Genomic DNA, 19765 nt, shown 5'->3' on the forward strand with positions numbered 1-19765 from the left:
GGACATCCGGTGAGCGAGCGACTCTATGTCGGCACCCGCAAGGGCCTGTTCGAGCTGCGGCGCAACGCGGCGGGCCAGTGGCTGCCGATGGCCAGCCACTTCCTCGGCGAGCCGCTGAGCATGCTCCTCGCCGACCCGCGCGACGGCGCGCTCTACGCGGCGCTGAATCTCGGCCATTTCGGCGTCAAGCTGTGGCGTCGCGACGCCGGCGCGACGGACTGGAAGGAATGCGCGGTGCCGGTCTATCCGCCGCAGCCGCCAGCGGCCGAACCGCTGGAAGGCCAGGCGGCGGAGCCACCCTGGTCGCTACAGCAGTTGTGGATCCTCGAGCCAGGCGGCGCCGACCGGCCCGGCACGCTGTGGGCCGGGACCATCCCCGGCGGCCTGTTCCGCTCCGACGACCGTGGCGCCAGCTGGCGCCTCAACCGCGAACTCTGGGAACGACCCGAACGCGCCCAGTGGTTCGGCGGCGGCTACGACCATCCCGGCATCCATTCCATCTGCGTCGACCCACGCGACAGTCGCCACCTCACCGTCGCGGTGTCTTGCGGCGGCGTCTGGCAGAGCCACGACGACGGCCGCAGCTGGACCTGCACCACCAGAGGCATGCGCGCCGACTACATGCCGCCGGAGCAGAGCGAGGAGGCGGCGATCCAGGACCCGCACCGCCTGGTGCAGTGCCAGGCGCGCCCGGAGTTCCTCTGGGTGCAGCACCACAACGGCATCTTCCGTTCCCGCGACGGCGGCCTGCATTGGCAGGGCGTGGTCGCCGAGCCGTCCAGCTTCGGTTTCGCCGTCGCCGTGCATCCGCGGCAGCCGGACACGGCCTGGTTCGTCCCGGCGACCAAGGACGAATGCCGCATTCCCAGGGACGCCCGTTTCGTGGTCACCCGCACCCGCGACGGCGGCCGCAGCTTCGAGACCCTCGAGCGCGGCCTGCCCGACGGCCCGGCCTACGACCTGGTCTACCGCCACGGCCTGGACATCGACCCCAGCGGCGAGCGCCTGGCCATGGGCTCGACCACCGGCGGCCTGTGGCTCAGCGAGAACGGCGGGGAGGACTGGCAGCAGCTCTCCGCCAACCTGCCGCCGATCTACTGCGTGCGCTTCGCCTGAGCGCGCGGCGCTGGACAGCCTCGGCGCGCTTGCATAAGTTCGTGGGTTTTCGCCAAGGAGCCCACCCCATGAGCCTCGAATCCGTCCGGCGGTTCTTCGCCGAGAAAGCCCCGGACCTGCGCATCATCGAGCTGGAAACCAGCACCGCCACCGTCGCCCTGGCCGCCGAGGCCCATGGCGTGGAGCCGGGGCGGATCGCCAAGACCCTGTCGCTGCGGGTCGGCGAGCGCACCGTACTGGTAGTGGCGCGCGGCGACGCGCGGCTGGACAACCGCAAGATCAAGGCCGCCTTCGGCGGCAAGGCGAAGATGCTCGGCGCCGAGGACGTGGTCGAGCTGACCGGGCACCCGGTCGGCGGAGTCTGCCCGTTCGGCCTGGCGACGCCGCTGGCGGTGTACTGCGACGTCTCGCTGCAAGCCTTCGACGAAGTGCTGCCGGCCGCCGGGGCGGTGCACAGCGCGGTCCGCATCGCCCCGCAACGGATGGCCGAGCTGGTGGATGCGCAGTGGGTCGATGTGTGCCAGGAAGTCCTCCAGGAAGCCTGACGGCAACTGCCGGGCTCAGGCCAGGTTGAGCTGCCAGGACACCCCGAAGCGGTCGGCCAGCCAGGCGAAACGCTGGCTGAAGCCGTAGTCGCCGAGCGGCATCAGGGCCTTGCCGCCGTCGCCCAGGGCTTCGGCCAGGCGCTCGATCTGCGTGTTGCTCTCGCACTCGACGAAGAAGGAGAACGCCGGGGTGAAATCGAAGGCGTGCCGCACATGGCTGTCGATGCAATGCACGCTCTGGTCGCCGAGGCGGAACAGCGCCTTCAGCACCGAGCCCTCCGGGCCCGGCCCCTCGGCGCCGTAGCGCTGGATCTGGAGGATCTCGGCGTCGTCGAACAGCGACAGGTAGAAGTTCATGGCCGCCTCGGCCTGGACCCCCTGGAACATCAGGAAGGGGCGTACGCGTGCGCTCATCGCGGTCTCCTCTGGAAGGCTGGCTCGAGGCTAGAGCCTAGCTCACCACGTTGCGGGTGAAACGCACCACCTCGTCGCCGTCGTTGACGTAGGCGTACGGCTGGTCGCTGGCGAAGGCATGGAAGTCGCCGGCCTCGATGCGCCGTTCGCCGTCGGCCAGTTCCAGGCGCAGGCGACCTTCGATGACCAGAACCATCTCCCGCCAGCCGGCGGCGTCGGGTTCCGATACGTAGCGCTCGCCCGGTCCCAGCGACCAGGCCCAGAGTTCCACCTCGCGCCGCGCCGGCGCGCTGGCGAGGAGGGTGGCGCGGCTCTCGGGGTGGTGGCCGACCCAGGCCACCGCATTGATCCGCGAGCGGTCGGTGGCCGGTGCCTGGACCAGGTCGGGGAACAGCACGCCGAGGGCGGCGGCGATACGGTCGAGGGTCGACAGGCTGACATTGACGTCGCCGCTCTCGATGCCCACCAGCATCCGCCGGCTGACACTGGCCGCGCGGGCCAGCGCTTCCTGGCTGAGGCCGGCTTGCAGGCGCAGGCGGCGGACGTTGCCGGAGACATGTTCGAGGACGCTGGGGCGTTCGGTAGGGTTGGGCAATATATTGCTCACTGTCGCGGTTTTGCGCATTATAGTGCACATCCCGTTTCCCGCAGTCCATCGGGCTGCTTCCCACTGCCGGACCTCTTCCATGACCTCCACCTCCCGCGGCCTCGCCGGAACGCTGTTGCCGGTCGGCCTGCTATTGATCGCCATGGCCTCGATCCAGAGCGGCGCCTCCCTGGCGAAAAGCATGTTCCCCCTGGTCGGCGCCCAGGGCACCACGGCCCTGCGGCTGTTCTTCGCCGCGCTGATCCTGCTGCTGCTCCTGCGTCCCTGGCGCAAGCGCCTGAGCCTGCAATCGCTGCGCTCGGTGGTGGTCTACGGCATCGCCCTGGGCGGCATGAACCTGCTGTTCTATCTCTCGGTGCGCACCGTGCCGCTGGGCATCGCGGTGGCTCTGGAGTTCACCGGGCCGCTGCTGGTGGCGATCCTCTCCTCGCGGCGCCTGCTGGACTTCCTCTGGATCGGCCTGGCGGTGTTCGGCATCTGGCTGTTGCTGCCGCTGGGCAACAGCGCCGAGCCGCTCGACCTGGTCGGCGCCGCCTATGCCCTCGGCGCCGGCGTGTGCTGGGCGCTGTACATCCTCTTCGGCCAGCGCGCCGGCGCCGACCATGGCGCCCAGGGCGCCGCGCTGGGGGTGCTGGTGGCGGCGATCCTGGTGGTGCCGATCGGCGTCGCCCACGCCGGCGCCGACCTCCTCGACCCGGCGCTGATCCCGTTGGCGCTGGGCGTCGCGGTGCTCTCCACGGCCTTGCCCTACACCCTGGAAATGGTCGCGCTGACCCGCCTGCCGGCGCGCACCTTCGGCACCCTGATGAGCATCGAGCCGGCCTTCGGCGCGCTCTCCGGGCTGCTGTTCCTCGGCGAGCGGCTGAGCCCGACCCAATGGCTGGCCATCGGCGCGATCATCCTCGCCTCGGTCGGCACTACCCTCAGCGTCAAGTCGCGTGGCGCCGCCCCGGCGCTACCGGCCAAGGACTGAGGCGGCCGCCGCGTCCTCCCGCTGCAGGCGCTCGTGCTGGCGGATGAAGCGCCGCGCGCTGCGCGCCAGGCGGATGCAGAGCATGATCGCCGCGCCGGTCAGGCCCACCACCAGGCCCTGCCACAGGCCGCGCGGTCCGGTGGGTTCCTGGATCCAGTCGGTGAGGCCGAGGCTGTAGCCCACCGGCAGGCCGATGCCCCAGTAGGCGAACAGGGTCATGATCATCGTCACCCGGGTGTCCTGGTAGCCGCGCAGGGCCCCGGCGGCGGTGACCTGCAGGGCGTCGGAGAACTGGAACAGCGCGGAGAACACGATCAGCGAGGCGGCGATGGCGATCACCGCCGGGTCCGGCGAATACATCGCGGCGATCTGCTCGCGCAGCAACAGCATCAGGCTCGCCGAGACGCAGGCGTAGCCCAGCGCCGCGGCCATCCCCACGCCGGCGGCGAAGCGCGCGTCGCGCGGCAGGCCGGCGCCGAGGTTGTGGCCGACCCGCACGGTCACCGCCATCCCCAGCGAATAGGGAATCATGAACACCAGCGCGCTGAAGTTCAGGGCGATCTGGTGGCCGGCCACCACGTTCTCGTCGAGCCCGCCGATCAGCAGGGCGATCACCGAGAAGATGCTCGACTCGGCGAACACCGCGATGCCGATCGGCAGGCCGACCGCCACCAGCGGGCCGATGGTCGCGCGATCCGGCCACTCCCAGCGCGAGAACAACTGGCTGGCGCGGTAGATCGAGGCCTTGTTCACCCAGAACAGCATGCCGAGGAACATGAACCACATCACCGAGCCGGTGGCCCAGCCGCAGCCGGGGCCACCCATCTTCGGCATGCCGAAGTGGCCGTAGATCAGCGCGTAGTTGATCGGGATGTTCAGCAGCAGCCCGCCGATCCCCAGCACCATGCTCGGCCGGGTCCGTCCCAGGCCGTTGGTGTAGCAACGCAGTACGTGATACAGCGCCGCCGCCGGGAAGCCCAGGGCGATGCCCTTGAGGTACAGCAGGCTCGGCCCGATCAGTTCCGGGCGCACTTTCATCAAGCCGAGGATCGGCTCCGACAACCACCACAGCACCGCCCCCGACAGCGGTCCGATCAGCAGCGCCAGCCACAGCGCCTGGCGCACCAGCGGCCCGGTGCCGGGCTGGTCGCCGGCGCCATGGCGCTGGGCGACCTTGGCCGTGGTGGCGAGCAGGGTGCCGGTCATCAGCAGGAACATCGGGATCCAGATCGAGTTGCCCAGCGCCACCGCTGCCAGGTCGTGCGGACTGGCGCGCCCGGCCATCACCGCGTCGACGAAGCCCATGGCGGTGGTCGCCAGTTGCGCGATCATGATCGGCGCGGCGAGGGTCAGCAGTTCCTTGAGTTCGGCGCGGATGCGCAAGCCACGGGAAAGGGGCAGGGCGGGGCTGTTCACGGCAGTCCTTGTCTGGGCAGGGGAACCGCGTAGTTTACGGGTTGACGGGGTGGTCAGGAAGGGTCAGCAGGGTCGTGCCGGTTGCCCAGCCCCGTAGGGCGAATAACCGCCTAGCGGTTATCCGCCGATTACCCATGGCAGCGGCGGATAACGCCCATGGCGTCATTCGCCCCACCACCGCGCTACGCGCAGGCAAACGCCCCCGCGCTGCCCGCTTGAGGCCCGACCCCGTAGGGCGGATAACCGCCTAGCGGTTATCCGCCACATACCCGTGACAGCGGCGGATGACATGCCCTGGAAACGCCGGACATCTCCCCCAGACTTTTCCGCAGCCTCTCTCAGACGCCCAGGAATTGGATAAAAAACCAGTAGGAGGAAGATGGAGGGGTCGCCAAGTCCATCTGTTTTCTTGGGGGCAGAAAAGACGCGGGCCGCAGGTGCAGGAACACCTACGACCCGCTAACCAGAGACCAGCTTAACGATAGGAGCTGACCCATGGCTAAGGCCGATGATACGTCGAATCCCGCAATAACCGCACAGTCCCCTTCCACCTTCATCCCCCTGCGACGCACCTCGCAATGCAACCAGCACTCCGGCTGCGCCACCCTCTACCTGGACAGCAGCGCAGCCAGCGAAGACCTGTTCGACACCGCCCGCCGCCGGCTGGAGTCGGCGATCGGAACGCTGAGCGTCCTCGACCTGCTCGACGAAACCGAAGAGCCCGGCGAAAGCATCTGCCGCATCACCGGTTCCCTGCTGTCGTTGCTCAGCGACGCCCTGTCGCTGTTCGAGGCGGAATACGCACGCAGACACCGATAACCGACGGAGGCGGTGCCCCCCGGCAAGGCCGGGGGGTTGAGTAGCGGGGAGAAAAGGGGATCCCTCTCCGCCCTGGCTCGGCAGTTGCGCGGGCGGGTGAAAGCCACCCGCCCGCTACGCACGCCAGCCCAGGCAATCCCTGACGATGACCGGTCTTTCATCTGCGACTGTTTCTCATTTACACTCGACCCCCATTCTTCGGAGCCAGGCTCCTTTCCTGGGTGCATCGTGCCGTTCGATCCCGCCAAGCCGACGCTGCTGTCCACACTGGTTCGTCACTACGAGGAACTGGTCGACCATGTTCGCCGGCGCTTCGGCGACCGGGGCATGGCGCGCGAAGTGGTGCACGACGTGTGCGTGCAGTTGCTCGAACGCGACGAGAAGGAGGACGTGCACACACACCTGGCCCTGCTGCGGAAAATCTCCCACGACGCCGCCGTGAGCCGCTATCGTAGCGACCGTCGTCGAACCGCCTGGGTGGAAGCCGTCGCCGAGCTACCGGAAGTCGCCTGCATGGCGGCGACGCCCATGGGTCGCCACGAGGCCGAGCGCGAGTTCCAGGCACTGGTCGACGCCATCGCCACGCTTCCTCCTCGCTGCCAGGCCGTTTTCGTCATGCACAAGATCCACGAAATTCCCCAGGCGCAAGTCGCCGACCGCCTCGGCATTTCCGTCAAGACCGTGGAAAAGCACCTGCGCCTCGGACTGGCGGCCTGCCGGGAACGGCTCGGCCGCGGCGAGGCACGGCCATGACCCAGCCCTCGAAACGGAATGGGCAGGTTCCGCTGGACGACGCCCTGGAGCGCCATCGCGACGCGCTGAAGGACCTGTTTCCGCTGCCGCCCTCCCGGCCGAAATCGCGCAAGGCAAGCAAGGCGGCCGGCGTCGCGCTATTGCTGGCGCTGGCCATCGGCGCCCTGACCTGGCTGGACCCGGCCTACAAGCGCGAGCGCTTCGCCACCGCCATCGGTGAGCGGCGCGACGTGACCCTGGCCGACGGCAGCCAGCTCCTGCTCGACAGCGGCAGCCAGATCGAGGTCAGTTGGCACCCGCTCAGCCGCCGGGTCGCGTTGCGCGCGGGGCAGGTGCTTTTCGAGGTATCCCCGGCGCGCTATCGGCCCTTCGTGGTGTCCGCGGGGTCGACCGACGTCCGCGTGCTCGGCACCCGGTTCAACGTGCGCCGCCTGGACGACGACGTCCGCGTGACCCTGGAGCGTGGCCGGGTGGAGGTCGGCACCTCGGCTACGGCGCAAGCGCCAGTCGTGCTCCTGCCGGGCCAGCAGGTCGATGCCATTGGCGGGCAACTGATGCCGCTGGCCAAGGTCGATGCCGCCACGGCGATGGCCTGGAAAGACGACCGCCTGGTCTTCGAGCGCACGCCCCTGGGCGAAGCCGTCGCGCTGCTGCGCCATTACCGCAAGGCGCCCATTCTCCTGGACGACCCCAGCCTGGCCTCCCTCCGGCTGACCGGCGTCTTCGCCGCGCACAACGTCGACCGGCTGCTCGACCTGCTGCCGAGCATCCTTCCCGTGGCCGTGTCGCGGCAGGAGGACGGCAGCGTCGAGATCCAACGCAAATCGACGCGAAAATAATTCTCGGACGCAGGTAGGGTTTCCCGCGCGCCGTGGCGGCTATCCAGGAAAAGCCAACCTGCATAGGAAATCGAGACGTGCATTTTTCCCTCCGCAGTCGCCACCTGCGTCCTTCATTGCTCGCCAGCAGCCTGCTCCTGGCGGTGTCGGCCCAGGGCCAGGAAAAGCTCGACGTGGATCTGCCCGCCGCGCCGCTCGGCCAGGCGATCAACGCCCTCGCGCAACAATCCTCGGTACAGATCCTCTTCGCCGGCGATCTCGGCGCCGGCCGCCAGGCGCCCGCGCTGAAGGGGCGTTTCACCCCCGAAGAGGCATTGCGCCAGTTGCTCAGGGACAGCGGCCTGAAGGCGCAGGCCAGGGACGAACATACCTTCATCGTCGTTCCGGCCAGCGAAGCCGCCGTGCCCGCTACGCATGCCCGCAGCGAACCGCTGGACATGGAGCAGATGGAAATCACCGCCTCGCGCACCAGCAGCGACCTGGTCTCCGCCACGCGCCAGTCCACCGTCATCGAGCATGCCCAACTGGAGGAGCTGCGCCAGGGCTCCGACAGCCTGGCCACGGTGCTGGCCAAGGCGGTGCCGGGGATGTCCGATTCCAGCCGCACCATCACCGAATACGGCCAGACCCTGCGCGGGCGCAGCATGCTGGTGATGGTCGACGGCGTGCCGCTGAACACCAACCGCGACTCCTCGCGCAACCTGGCCAACATCGACCCGGCGCTGATCGAGCGGATTGAGGTGATCCGTGGCAGCAGCGCCATCTACGGCAGCGGCGCCACCGGCGGGATCATCTCCATCACCACCCGTCCGGCCGGCGGCGAGAACCGCGCAGAAACCCGCCTCAGCGCCACCTCGCCGCTGACCCGGCTGGGCAGCGATGGCCTCGGCGGCCAGTTCCAGCAATACTTCGCCGGCTCCCTGGGGGCGCTCGACTATTCGTTCGACTTCGGCACCCGCCACGTCGGCGCTTCCTACGACGCCCATGGCGACCGCATCGCCCCGGAACCCAGCCAGGGCGACCTGTTCGACTCGAACGTCTACAACATCGGCGGCAAGCTCGGCCTGCGCATCGACGAGAACCAGCGCGTGCAGCTCGCCCTCAGCCACTACGACGCCCGCCAGGACACCGACTACGCCACCGACCCGAGGGTCGCCAGGCTGCCGCCGGGCTCGGTCCCGGCCAACGCGATCAAGGGCCTGGAGCTGGACGAGCAGAACCGAATCCGCAACACCCTGGCGAACCTCGAGTACGAGAACCTCGACATCCTCGGCAGCCGGCTCTCCGCGCAGCTCTACTACCGCGACTACTTCACCCGCTTCACCCCGTTCGACGCCCGCGCCGTTTCCACCCGCGGCGGCAACGTCGACCAGATCATGCAGAACAGCGAAGTGTTCGGCAGCCGCCTGACCCTGCGCACGCCGCTGGGCGAAAGCGGCAATACCGAACTGGTCTGGGGCGGCGACTACAACCAGGAACGCAGCGACATGCCGCTCGACGTGTTCGACCCGGCGGCCTACGACGCCAGCGGCGGGCTGGTCTTCGACAAGATCGGCAAGCTCACCTACATGCCGCCGCTACGCACCCGCAGCGCCGGCGCGTTCGCCCAGTTGCAGCATCGCTTCGACGAACACTGGTCGATCGACGGCGGCCTGCGCTACGAATACTCCACCGCCGAATTCGACGACTTCGTCCCGCTCTCCGAGTCCAAGGCCGCCTCGCCGGTGACCGTCAAGGGCGGCGACCTCGACTACGACGCGGTGCTGTCGAACCTCGGCATCGTCTATTCGCCGGTGGCTGGCCAGGAAATCTATGCCTCCTTCAGCCAGGGCTTCCAGTTGCCCGACGTCGGCATCCAGCTGCGCAACGCCCGCCGTGGCTTCGATATCGGCTCCTCGAACCTCGAACCGGTGAAGACCAACAACTACGAACTCGGCTGGCGCGGCGCCATCGGCGGCAACACCCTGGGCAGCCTGGCGCTGTTCTACACCACCTCCAAGCTGGGCGACGTGCAGAGCTTCAACAACGGCCTGATCCTCACCCGCACCAAGGAGCGCATCTACGGCGTCGAGGCCAGCGCCGACTGGCTCAGCGACGACGAAGTCTGGGGCGCGGGCGGCAGCGCCACCTGGATGCGCGGACGCGAGAAGCCGGACGGCAAGGACTGGCAGGACATGACCGGCTACCGCGTGCCGCCGCTGAAGCTGACCGCCTACCTGCAATACAAGCCGGATGCCGACTGGAACAACCGCCTGCAGGCCACCTTCTTCGACTCCAAGGACTACCGTCTCGACGGCGTGGAAAGCTTCGGCCGGCGCCAGGTCAGCACCTACACCACGGTCGACCTGGTCAGCCAGTACCGCATCACCCCCGACGACCAGTTGAGCCTGGGCATCCAGAACCTGTTCAACCGCGACTACTACCCGCTCTACAGCCAGTTGCTGCGCAACAACAACAACACCAGCCACCTGCCGGCGCCGGGCACGGTGCTGACGGCGAGCTATACGCACAACTGGTGAGGGGAGGGCGGAGCCACCGGGGCTGGGCGGGCCCGGTGGGCAGGAGGGTGCTTCCAGAGGGAAGGCGGCCCCGTTGTCATGGGCAGGCATTTCCGTCCAATGCCGGACGCCGATCCAGGTCGGCCAGGTAATGGGGAAGGACAGGGTACGCCGTCCCGCTCAGAACACGACCTGCCCCGACATGCCCGGCTGCACCTCACCGCCGATCCAGATATCGCCGCCGATCTGCTCGACGCTTATCCGCCCCCGGCGACCCAAGGCCGTGCCCTGGCTCGCCGTGTAGCGCCCGGGCATGACTCCCGTGCCGATCAGCCATTGCGCCAGGCTCGCGTTGAGGCTGCCGGTAACGGGGTCTTCATTGAGTTCCTCGCCCATGAAGGCGCGCACTTCCACATCCGCCTCCGCCTGGGGACCTTGCCAGGGCGCGACCACGCCCACGTTGAGCCCGTCGAGCTTCGCGTAGTCCGGGCGAATGGCCAGGACCTCGTCACGCGTGGCCAGCCGAACGGCGACCCAGCCGGGTCCGTTGTCCACCCATTGGCTGCCGAGTACCTGCCCCGGGGACAGGCCAAGCCCGCTCTCGATCCGTCGCAACACCTCGTCTTCGACCGCTCCGCCACGAAGCAGGGGAGGCGCCGCGAACGACAGCAAGGCGCCCTTGCGGCGGATGCGGATCAGGCCCGCCAGACACTCCTGGACGATCTCGTCAGCAGCATTGCCGCCCCCCTGGTTCAGCCAGACCTGGCAGCTCCCCAGCGTCGGATGCCCGGCAAAGGGCAACTCCCGCAACGGGGTGAAGATCCTCACGCGATAGTCGGCTTCGGCAACGGTCGGCCGCAGCAGGAAGGTCGTCTCGCTCAACTGGGTCCAGGCGGCGAACTCGAGCATCTGCTGGCTGCTCAGGCGGTCGGCGCCAATCACCACGGCAACGGCGTTGCCTTTGAAGGGCTGTTCGGGGAAGACATCGACTTGCTCGAAGGGTAACGAAACCGGCATGGAACCTCCTGTTGTTGTGGCGGGGGAGGATAGGCTAGAGAGCTGCCGTCCGAAACCGGAGGGGGAACTTTCGAGGGGGCTTGGGGGCTCTCGTCAGGGGCTGCAATCGGCCAATAGCAGCCGCTCCTGGCCAGAGACAGCAGCTTGAAGGAGTCGACGAATCTATGGTCGATTCAGGCTACGATGTTGAGCACTTGCGCCAGTACTGCGACAGTTATCGGACGCAGCCTGTGATTCCGCTGCGGCCCCTAAAGCGCAAACACAAGCCTGGGCCGAGCTGCCCCGGAGCAATTAAATGCTTATCCACCCGCGTGGTCGCTGCGACCGTGCGCGGCGATGAACATGGCGACGGCCGACCGGCAATAGGATTCTATTTCGTCCTCTGCTCTCGCCTGATCGAATCGGGCGATCATCAATAGATCGGAGCCTTTGAAGAGCGCGGCAAACAAGCGGGCGGCTTGGAGGGGATCGGGCACGTTGAGAAGCGCCTTCGCGTGAAGTTGGCGCAACAAGGCATCGATGTCGGCGATGACATGAGCGGCGCCGGCTTCGTAGTGGCGCTTGCTCAGGGCGTTTTGACTCGTTTTATCGGCCATGACCATGGCTTCGATACTGCTGACGTCTGGTCTCAATAGCGTGCGCAGCAGTGATGTTCCCACCGCCATAAGTTGGTCTTCGACCGAACCTTCGACACCTTCAAGCAGGGCCTGTGGTGCAAACGACTGCTGGCAGCCGGCCGCGATGGCTGCGCTGAACAGCGCCTCCTTGTTCTCGAAACGCCTATAGATGCTGAGCTTGGATATCTTCGCCCGCTGGGCGACCTTGTCCAGCGTCGTCGCTTGAAAACCCAATTCCACAAAAAGTTCGCTCGCGGCGTCGAGTATCGTTTGGGCAAGCGCCTCGTTGGTGGGCCGACCGCGCCGTGCCTGTATGGTTTCGGTCATGATATTGGTACTTTACAGTATCTTAATTTAAGATTTAGGATACCACTCAGTGTCTTAAATGAGCAATCCAAGGGCTTGGCTACAACCTGCCCTCCAGCGGAGCCCATCACCATGAATGACGTCATCATCATCGGCGGAAGTTTTGCAGGTCTCGCCGCCGCTTTGCAGCTCGGCCGTGCCCGTCGCAAGGTCATCGTTCTCGATACCGGTCGGCCGCGTAACCGCTTTGCCGGCCATTCGCATGGTCTGCTCGGTCACGATCACACGCCGCCGCTGGACATCCTGGCCGCGGCGCGGCAGCAGTTGACGCGCTATCCAACGGTCAGGCTAGTCAATGCCCGGGCAGAGAAGATTTCTGGCGTAATAGACGATTTCTGCGTTGTCACTGACGATCACGAAAGCCTAAAGGCCCGCCGCGTGATCCTGAGCTATGGCGTTGCCGATCAGATGCCTGATGTTCCAGGCTTTGCCGAGAGTTGGGGCACGTCCATCGTCCCCTGCCCCTATTGCGACGGCTTTGAAGCCGCCGGCCAGCATTGGGGCCTCGTGTGGTCCGGCCCGCAATCGCACAACCAGGTCAGGCTGTTCCTCGATTGGACCGACAGGTTGACTGTCTTTGCCGATGGTCACGACATTACACCTGATATCCAGGCCGATCTGGCGCACCGCAACATACCTGTCGTCGACGGACGGATCGTCGAGATCGCCCATCACCAGGGGCATATCGCTACCGTCAATCTCGACACTGGCTCCACTGTCGCGGTCGACATCCTGTTTGCTCATCCGCGCAACAAGCCGTCCGCAAACCTGCATGAATCGTTGGGCCTTGCCACGATGGATACGCCCACCGGCGTCGTGCTCAAGGTCGACGAGCGCCGCCAAACCAGCACGCCTGGCATCTATGCCGCCGGCGATCTCACCACCCCCATATTGCCCTCGGTCACCCAGGCATCATCGCAGGGCGCGATGGCGGGTATTTTCGCCCAGCAGTCGATGCTGGCTTGAGCCCATAGAGAGGAGATGAACATGGCCGTCGAGCCGGACAGCGCGGGGGTGCGCTTCCCTCCGCCCTTCATCTATCTGGGAGCGCTGCTGTTGGGGCTGGCGGCGGAGCGGTTCGTCGCCCTGCACTCTTTCGGCATCGATTGGTGGTTGCTGATCGCAATGGGCGCGCTGCCGTTCGCTGCCGGCGCGGTAATGATGCTTGCGGCGGCGGGGCTGTTCCGGCGTCTGGGCACCAACATTCCGCCGTCGCGACCAACGACCCTCATCGCAACGACCGGTCCCTATCGGTGGACGCGCAATCCCATGTATCTCGGCATGGCGCTTATCTATGCAGGCCTTGCGGTCGGCTTCGACGGACCGATCGCCTTCGCGTTGCTTCCGTTGGTGTTGGTCGCGATCCAGACGCAGGTGATCGCCCGCGAGGAGCGCTATCTCGAAGCAAAGTTCGGCGACGACTACCGCCGCTACAAGGCCGAGGTTCGCCGCTGGCTCTGACTATTCCGCAACTGCCGCCTGCGGGATTTTCTGATAACCAACACCGACTTTCTTGCCACGGCTACTGAATGGGCCCTGAGTTCGTAGATAACCAAGGGTCGCTTCTGGCCGGAAGCTGACACTAGTGGCGGGCAGCTACGGCCGTAATCGGACGCTCCAACCAATGTCAGAATCTAAGCTGACATCGCAAGTAGAGCGACAAAATGAAGTTCGTCTTCGCTTTGGGCACTCAGAGTTTCGATGTCTTAGACACGTCCAAATGGCCTATGCATAGACTTGGGCGAAAATTTCGACGGCTGCAGCTAGCCGCGCTTTGCTAACTGCCGAGGGGCTGCTGCAGTCTAGGCCCGAGTGGCCGGCCTGCAGGCGCGTCCATATCGTCTCGCTGCCACAGCATAGAGGGCTGACGATGCCCAGGCCGGTAACGACGATACGTGTGCTGTGTTCTCTGTGCATGGTGTGGTCTCGTACGTGAAGAGGTGAATCAGCCGAGGCCGAAGGTCTTGCGCAGGCCCGAGTCGACTGGGCCTGCCGGCATAAAGCGGCGCAGGCGTCTGAGCAGGGTGGCCTCGCCTTTGGGGGTGTGGCGCATTTTCCACGCGCCCAGGGCGGCCTCGACGATGGTCGCGGCGACCGCATCGGGCAAAGGTGCCTTCTGCACGTTCATCTGGATGGCCTGGGAGACGGTTGCCCGCTCGCTGTCGTAGGTAGCGATACGCAGGGCGGCCTGTGGCGCGTTGAGGTCCAGGCTGGTCTTGGTGAACGAAGGCTCGACCAACGCGACGCGAATGCCGAAGCGCCGCACCTCGTGATCCAGGGTCTCGGACAAACCCTCCACTGCATGTTTGGAAGCCGAGTACAGGCCCATGTAGGGTGCTGGCAGGAAGCCGAGCACCGAACTGACGTTGACGATGCGCCCTGCGCTTTGCTTGCGCATCTGCGGCAGTACCGCCTGGGTAACGCGCAGGACGCCGAAGACGTTGGTGTCGAACAGCGCCTGGGCCTCGTCGATGGCGGTTTCCTCTGTCGCACCGAGCAGTGTGGTGCCAGCATTGTTGACCAGTACGTCGATGCGCCCAGCTTCTGCAATCACATGTTCGATGCTCTGGCGAATCGAGGCTTCGTCACGAATATCCAGGTGAATCAGCTCGACACCGGGGATGGCCTGCGCAGTGGCCGGGTTGCGCACGCTGCCGAACACGCGGCAACCGCGTCCGGCGAACTGTTCGGCCGCCGTGCGACCGATGCCTGATGACACGCCGGTTATGACGACCACTGGGGAGTTGGGCATGGCAGTTACTCTCGATCAGGGAAGGGCTGTTCATGCAGGTTGTGCCTGCGCGAGTGGCTCGTGGGGGATGGGGCGGATGCCGAACCAGATGGCGTACATGGCCGGCAGGAACACCAGGGTCAGCACGGTGCCGGCGAAGGTGCCGCCGATCAGGGTGTAGGCGAGGGTGCCCCAGAACACGGAATGCGTAAGTGGGATGAACGCCAGGATCGCCGCCAGCGCGGTGAGGATCACCGGCCGAGCGCGTTGCACGGTGGCTTCGACCACGGCGCGGAACGGATCGAGACCCGCCGCTTCGTTCTGGCGAATCTGCCCGATCAGGATCAGCGTGTTACGCATGAGGATGCCGGACAGCGCGATCAGCCCGACCAGCGCGTTGATGCCGAACGGCTGCTGGAACAGGATCAGCGTCGGCACTACGCCGATCAGCCCCAGCGGGCTGGTGAGAAAGACCATGATCATCGCGGCGATCGAACGCACCTGCAGGATGATGATGATCAACGTGACGGCCAGCATGATCGGGAACAGCGGCAGCATGGCCTTGCTGGCTTTGCCCGATTCCTCGATGGAGCCCGCTTGCTCGATGCGATAGCCGCTCGGCAGCCTGTCGATGATGGGTTGCAACTGCTGGCTGATGGCGGTCGACACGTCTGGCGGTTGCAAGCCTTCGGCGATATCGCCACGCACTGTGATAGTCGGCACCCGGTCGCGCCAGCGCATGATCGGCTCTTCCATGCGTACCTCCACTTCGCCAATCTGCGACAGCGGGATGCGCTGACCATTGGCGCCGGCCAGGGTGAAATCCATCACCCGTGCCGGGTCGAGGCGAATATCGCCAGCGGCACGGGCCATGACCTGCACCGTGCGGATGTCTTCGCGTACGGCGGTGACGGGCACGCCGCTGAGCAAAAACTGCAGCTGCTGCGCAACGGCACTGGAGGTTAGCCCCACCGCTTGCAGGCGATCTTGCTGCAGATTGAAGTGCAGCGTGGGAGCGCGGGTGCCCCAGTCGGTATTGACCGTCCGCATCAGCGGGCTGGCATCCATCACTTGGCGCACCTCGCTGGCGATCTCGCGCAGGCGTTGCGGATCCGGGCCGCTAATCCGGTAGGCCACCGGGTAGGGCGAGTAGGGGCCGAACACCAATTGACTGACGCGCACCTGCGCCTCGCTGGCCAGACCCTCGGCAATCGCCTTGCGCAGCCTGTGCTTGAGTGCCTCGCGCTCATCCGGGTTGTCGGTGCGTACGACGATCTTGGCGAACGACGGATCCGGCAGTTCCGGGCTCATGGCCATGAAGAAGCGCGGTGCGCCCTGGCCGAGGTACGCCGTGACGATCTTCGCCTCTGCCTGCTGGGCCAGCCAGGCTTCGACTTTTTCCGCAGCTGCGCTGGTCTGGAGGATCGAGGTGCCATAAGGCATCTGTACCTCGACCATGACTTCGGGGCGGTCGGAGATGGGGAAGAACTGTTTCTTGACCAGCGCCATGCCGAGCACGGCCGTCACGAACAGCCCTATCACTGAACCTGCGACCAGCCACTTGTGGGCGATCACCTTACCCAGAATCCGACGAAAGTGGTTGTAGCGCGGAGTGTCGTAGATGGCGTCGTGACCGCCCTCGACCTTCTTGATCTCGGGCAGCAGCTTGACGCCGAAGTACGGCGTGAAGATCACCGCGACCAGCCAGGAAGCGATCAGCGCGATGCCGACGATCCAGAACATGTTGCTGGTGTATTCGCCGGCCGTGGAGCGGGCGAAGCCGTTGGGCATGAAGCCGACGGCGGTAACCAGGGTGCCGGAGAGCATCGGCGCCGCTGTGTGGCTCCAGGCATAGGCGGAGGCCCGCACACGGTCGTAGCCTTCCTCCATCTTCACCACCATCATCTCGATGGCGATGATGGCGTCGTCTACCAGCAGGCCAAGGGCGAGGATCAGCGAGCCCAGGGTTATGCGGTCGAAGTTCTTGCCAGTGGCGGCCATCACCACGAAGACCATCGCCAGGGTCAGCGGCACTGCCACCGCGACTACCACGCCGACGCGCCAGCCCATGCTGACGAAGCACACCAGCATCACCACCAGCAGCGCGACGAAGAACTTGATCATGAACTCGTCGACGGACGCGCTGATGTTGACGGCCTGGTCGGTGACCTTGCTCAGGCTCATGCCCAGCGGCAGCTCAGCGTTGATCTGCTGCACTTCATCGTTCAAGGCCTTGCCCAGGTCGAGCCCGTTCCAGCCTTCACGCATGATGATGCCGAGCAACAGGGCCGGTTCGCCGCCGTTGCGAATCAGAAAGGTGGCCGGGTCTTCGTAGCCGCGCTTGACCGTGGCAACATCGGAAAGCTTCAAGGTGCGGCCTTGGGCGATGATCGGAGTGTCACGAATCTTCTCTAGCTCATCGAAGGCACCGTCCAGACGCAGGAACACGTCGGGGCCACGGGTTTCCACGGAGCCGGCCGGGGTCAGGGCGTTCTGCCCGTTGAGCGCGGCGAACACGTCCTGGGGACCGATGCCCAGGGTGGCCAGGCGCTCGTGGGAGAACTCGACGAAGATGCGCTCGGCCTGTTCGCCGATGATGTTGACCTTCTTCACGCCCGGTACATGCAGCAGGCGCTGACGCAGGGTCTCGGCGTCGCGCACCAGGTGGCGTTGCGGCTCGCCCCTGGCTTTGAGCGCGAACAGGGCGAAGGTGACGTCCGAATACTCATCGTTGACCAGCGGGCCGATCACCCCGGTAGGCAGCGTCTTGGCCTCGTCGCTGATCTTCTTGCGCGCCTGGTAGAACTCCTCGAGCACCTCCGAGGGTGGGGTGGTGTCGAGCAGCGACAGGGTGGTGAAGGCCAGCCCCGGGCGTGTATAGGTTTCGCTGCGGTCGTACCAGCGCAGTTCCTGCAGGCGCTTCTCGATCTTCTCGGCGACCTGATCCTGCATTTCCTGGGCGGTGGCGCCCGGCCAGGCGGTGACGATGGTCATGACCTTGATGGTGAAGGCCGGGTCTTCGGCACGCCCCAGCTTGAAGAAGGCGACGAGACCCGCCAGGGAGATCAGGCAGACCAGGAACAGGGTGACGGAGCGCTCGCGCACGGCGAGTGCGGAGAGGTTGAAACGACCTTCGCTCATGGCTGGCCTTCCTCGGCTGCCGCCACGGTGGCCGGCTCGGCCAGGCGAACGGCCTGGCCGTCGCGCAGCAGGTGCGCGCCCAGGGCGACGATCTGGTCGCCCGGCTTGATCGCGCCGCTGATGCGAGCGCTCTCATCATCCAGCGACTGAACGTTTACGGGCGTCCACGCCACCTCTGCGGGCTCTCCGCGAATCATCCAGATGCCAGGCCCGTTGCCTGCGTCGTACAGCGCGGCGATGGGCACCTGCACTGTGCTTGGTGAAGCAGTTTGCGGATCGCTGATTTGCACGGTGATGGTGGTGCCCAGCGGCGCGTCGGACAGCTCGCCTTCGAGCACGTAACGCGCCTCGAAAGTGCGGGTCTGGCGGTCGGCGACATCCGACAGCTGGCGCAGTCGGGTGGCGACGCTGACGTCTTGCCTGCCGAAGAGCTTGGCCTCAGCGCTGGAACCGACTGCTGGACGCAGGGTTTCCGGCAGTTGCACCAGGGCTTCGCGTGGGCCGGCATGTGCAAGCCGTACCACGGCCTGGCCGGCGCTGACCACCTGGCCTGGCTCGGCCAGTGTCTCCATGACGATACCGTCGGCATCGGCGAGCAGCTCGGCGTAGCGGGTGGCGTTACCGGCAACCTTGGCTTGGGCCTCGGCTGCACTGAGTTGCGCGCGAGCCGCATCCGCCGCTGCCTTGTATTGGTCGTAGGCAGATGCCGATACCGCGCCAGTGCCGCGCAGGGCGCGGTAACGAGCTTCGTCATCGCTGGCCTGCTGAGCCCGTGCCCGCGCTGCGGTCACCGCCTCGCGCTGGGCATGGGCGGCGAGTTGCAGGTCGATAGGATCGAGGCGCAAAAGCACCTGGCCACGCTTGACGGTCTGGCCGGTATCGACCAGGCGCTGCAACACCTTGCCGGACACGCGGAAACCCAGGTCGCTCTGCACCCTGGCCGCGACGATGCCGGTGAAGGCGCGCGATGTAGCGGTTGCCGACTGGATGGTGGTGATGCGAACCAGTGGCGCGTCAGTGCGGGGATCGGGGGGCGTCTGGTCGCTACAGGCGAGCAGCACGAACGGAATTACACCGACCAGGGGGGACAGAAGGAGGTTGCGCCGGCGCATGAGGAACCCGTTGCGAAGTCGTAGGGAGCCTCACTTTGATTCTTGTGACCAATTTAGTCAATAGTCACTAATCAGGGTGACAGACTGCGCAACACCAGGCTGGACAGCAGGGCCGGCGCTTCATCGGTGGTTTCGAGCCCGTACTGGAGCAGCAGCGGGTTGAAATAGGGGCGCATGATCAGGTGGATCGCGCGGGTGGTTTCATCCAGAGGCGTCTTGCGCTCGAAGTCGCCGCTCTGCCGGCCCTGCTGCAGGATCTCGCGAAGGGTCTGCTCGATGAAGCCTTCGTAGAGCAGGGTTGCCGGCCAGCGCCCGGAGGCGGCGGAGGCGGCGATTTCGTAGAGTTTTCGATCCTGGAAGAACAGCCGCAGGCAGGCTTCCATCAGCACCTTGAGCATGCGCCTCAGCTTCTCCGGCGGGCTGTCCACCTCATGGATGGCAGCATTCACCTCGGTCTGTATCTGCTGTAGGCAGCTCGAGCAGATCATCTCGCCGATGGCCTGCTTGGACTCGAAGAACTTGTAGATATAGGCCTTGGAAAAACCGATGGCCTTGGCCAGGTCGGAAACCGTGGTCTTCTCGTAGCCATACAGGCGGAAGTGCTCGGTCGCCGCTGCCACGATCTGATCACGCACCTCGTGATCCACCGGACCACGTGCTGCAACTTTGGGGGAGGGGGTCTTGTTCATGGGGGATAGCCTACAGAGCGGCAGGGTGATAGACAATTAGTGACCAAAAAGTATTATGGTCACAATTTCTGCAATCTCCTCCCTTGCCCTGGAAGAACATCCATGCTGTCGA

18 protein-coding genes and 1 pseudogene are annotated in these 19765 nt (G+C 65.9%); 10 read left to right on the forward strand and 9 right to left on the reverse strand.

All coding sequences use genetic code 11. The features are described from left to right. Positions 1–9: 9 nt before the first annotated feature. Positions 10–1116 (forward strand): WD40/YVTN/BNR-like repeat-containing protein, encoded by a 1107-nt coding sequence (locus tag LT948_RS09740; RefSeq protein WP_023464451.1) that lies wholly within the window; start codon positions 10–12, stop codon positions 1114–1116. Between the two features lie 68 nt (positions 1117–1184). Beyond that, positions 1185–1661: a YbaK/EbsC family protein gene (locus LT948_RS09745; protein ID WP_003086914.1), complete on the forward strand. Its 477-nt coding sequence runs from the start codon at positions 1185–1187 to the stop codon at positions 1659–1661. Positions 1662–1676: 15 nt separating this feature from the next. Here LT948_RS09745 and LT948_RS09750 read toward each other — a convergent pair whose 3' ends face one another. Further along, entirely contained in the window at positions 1677–2075 is a 399-nt protein-coding gene (locus tag LT948_RS09750) for a VOC family protein (protein ID WP_022580675.1), read from the reverse strand. A 37-nt stretch (positions 2076–2112) separates the two neighbouring features. After that, positions 2113–2763 (reverse strand): helix-turn-helix domain-containing protein, encoded by a 651-nt coding sequence (locus LT948_RS09755; RefSeq protein WP_003082844.1) that lies wholly within the window; start codon positions 2761–2763, stop codon positions 2113–2115. On the opposite strand from LT948_RS09755, the gene rhtA reads away from it, so the two are divergent. Further along, the gene (gene rhtA / locus LT948_RS09760; protein WP_003086919.1) at positions 2762–3655 is read left to right on the forward strand and encodes a threonine/homoserine exporter RhtA; all 894 of its coding nucleotides are present in this window, start codon (positions 2762–2764) and stop codon (positions 3653–3655) included. The two genes, LT948_RS09755 and rhtA, sit on opposite strands and share 2 nt — an antisense overlap. Here rhtA and pmpM read toward each other — a convergent pair. Beyond that, positions 3638–5071: a proton-coupled multidrug efflux MATE transporter PmpM gene (gene pmpM, locus LT948_RS09765; RefSeq protein WP_003086920.1), complete on the reverse strand. Its 1434-nt coding sequence runs from the start codon at positions 5069–5071 to the stop codon at positions 3638–3640. The two genes, rhtA and pmpM, sit on opposite strands and share 18 nt — an antisense overlap. Before the next feature lie 495 nt (positions 5072–5566). Here pmpM and LT948_RS09770 point away from each other — a divergent pair, with 495 nt between their 5' ends. From LT948_RS09770 to LT948_RS09785, 4 genes are all read left to right on the forward strand, one after another. Beyond that, positions 5567–5890: a hypothetical protein gene (locus tag LT948_RS09770; protein WP_023112165.1), complete on the forward strand. Its 324-nt coding sequence runs from the start codon at positions 5567–5569 to the stop codon at positions 5888–5890. A 228-nt stretch (positions 5891–6118) separates the two neighbouring features. Next, positions 6119–6643, forward strand: a complete 525-nt coding sequence (locus tag LT948_RS09775; RefSeq protein ID WP_034005207.1) for an RNA polymerase sigma factor — start codon at positions 6119–6121, stop codon at positions 6641–6643. After that, entirely contained in the window at positions 6640–7482 is an 843-nt protein-coding gene (locus LT948_RS09780) for a FecR family protein (protein ID WP_003140338.1), read from the forward strand. Before LT948_RS09775 ends, LT948_RS09780 begins: the two co-directional genes overlap by 4 nt. 77 nt (positions 7483–7559) lie before the next feature. After that, positions 7560–10001, forward strand: coding sequence for a TonB-dependent siderophore receptor (locus LT948_RS09785; RefSeq protein WP_031633514.1), 2442 nt, complete (start codon positions 7560–7562; stop codon positions 9999–10001). Positions 10002–10160: 159 nt separating this feature from the next. Here LT948_RS09785 and LT948_RS09790 read toward each other — a convergent pair whose 3' ends face one another. Beyond that, a complete protein-coding gene (locus LT948_RS09790) occupies positions 10161–10997 on the reverse strand; it encodes a PhzF family phenazine biosynthesis protein (RefSeq protein ID WP_218816310.1) in 837 nt (278 codons plus the stop codon). Between the two features lie 164 nt (positions 10998–11161). Here LT948_RS09790 and LT948_RS09795 point away from each other — a divergent pair. Further along, positions 11162–11269 (forward strand): annotated as a pseudogene (locus LT948_RS09795) (IS5/IS1182 family transposase); the annotation flags it as partial. A gap of 27 nt (positions 11270–11296) precedes the next feature. On the opposite strand, the gene LT948_RS09800 reads toward LT948_RS09795, so the two are convergent. Beyond that, entirely contained in the window at positions 11297–11941 is a 645-nt protein-coding gene (locus tag LT948_RS09800) for a TetR/AcrR family transcriptional regulator (protein WP_019485174.1), read from the reverse strand. A gap of 111 nt (positions 11942–12052) precedes the next feature. On the opposite strand from LT948_RS09800, the gene LT948_RS09805 reads away from it, so the two are divergent. Together LT948_RS09805 and LT948_RS09810 are read left to right on the forward strand one after the other, a co-directional pair. Continuing rightward, positions 12053–12946, forward strand: coding sequence for an NAD(P)/FAD-dependent oxidoreductase (locus LT948_RS09805; RefSeq protein ID WP_003086934.1), 894 nt, complete (start codon positions 12053–12055; stop codon positions 12944–12946). Positions 12947–12967: 21 nt separating this feature from the next. Next, entirely contained in the window at positions 12968–13441 is a 474-nt protein-coding gene (locus LT948_RS09810; RefSeq protein ID WP_003086935.1) for a methyltransferase family protein, read from the forward strand. Between the two features lie 484 nt (positions 13442–13925). Here the strand turns inward: LT948_RS09810 and LT948_RS09815 are convergent, their stop codons facing one another. The 4 genes from LT948_RS09815 to LT948_RS09830 all read right to left on the reverse strand — a co-directional run bounded on the left by LT948_RS09815 (position 13926) and on the right by LT948_RS09830 (position 19653). Next, complete coding sequence (locus LT948_RS09815) at positions 13926–14732, reverse strand: oxidoreductase (RefSeq protein ID WP_003124979.1); 807 nt, start codon at positions 14730–14732, stop codon at positions 13926–13928. Positions 14733–14762: 30 nt separating this feature from the next. Continuing rightward, complete coding sequence (locus LT948_RS09820) at positions 14763–17852, reverse strand: efflux RND transporter permease subunit (protein WP_003133339.1); 3090 nt, start codon at positions 17850–17852, stop codon at positions 14763–14765. Next, positions 17849–18964, reverse strand: a complete 1116-nt coding sequence (locus tag LT948_RS09825) for an efflux RND transporter periplasmic adaptor subunit (RefSeq protein WP_003162328.1) — start codon at positions 18962–18964, stop codon at positions 17849–17851. Before LT948_RS09825 ends, LT948_RS09820 begins: the two co-directional genes overlap by 4 nt. 71 nt (positions 18965–19035) lie before the next feature. Continuing rightward, positions 19036–19653 (reverse strand): TetR/AcrR family transcriptional regulator, encoded by a 618-nt coding sequence (locus LT948_RS09830; protein WP_003133334.1) that lies wholly within the window; start codon positions 19651–19653, stop codon positions 19036–19038. Between the last annotated feature and the right edge of the window lie 112 nt (positions 19654–19765).

The sequence above is a fragment of the Pseudomonas sp. CP-1 genome (assembly GCF_021213715.1).
In the GTDB taxonomy this organism is placed as follows: domain Bacteria; phylum Pseudomonadota; class Gammaproteobacteria; order Pseudomonadales; family Pseudomonadaceae; genus Pseudomonas; species Pseudomonas aeruginosa.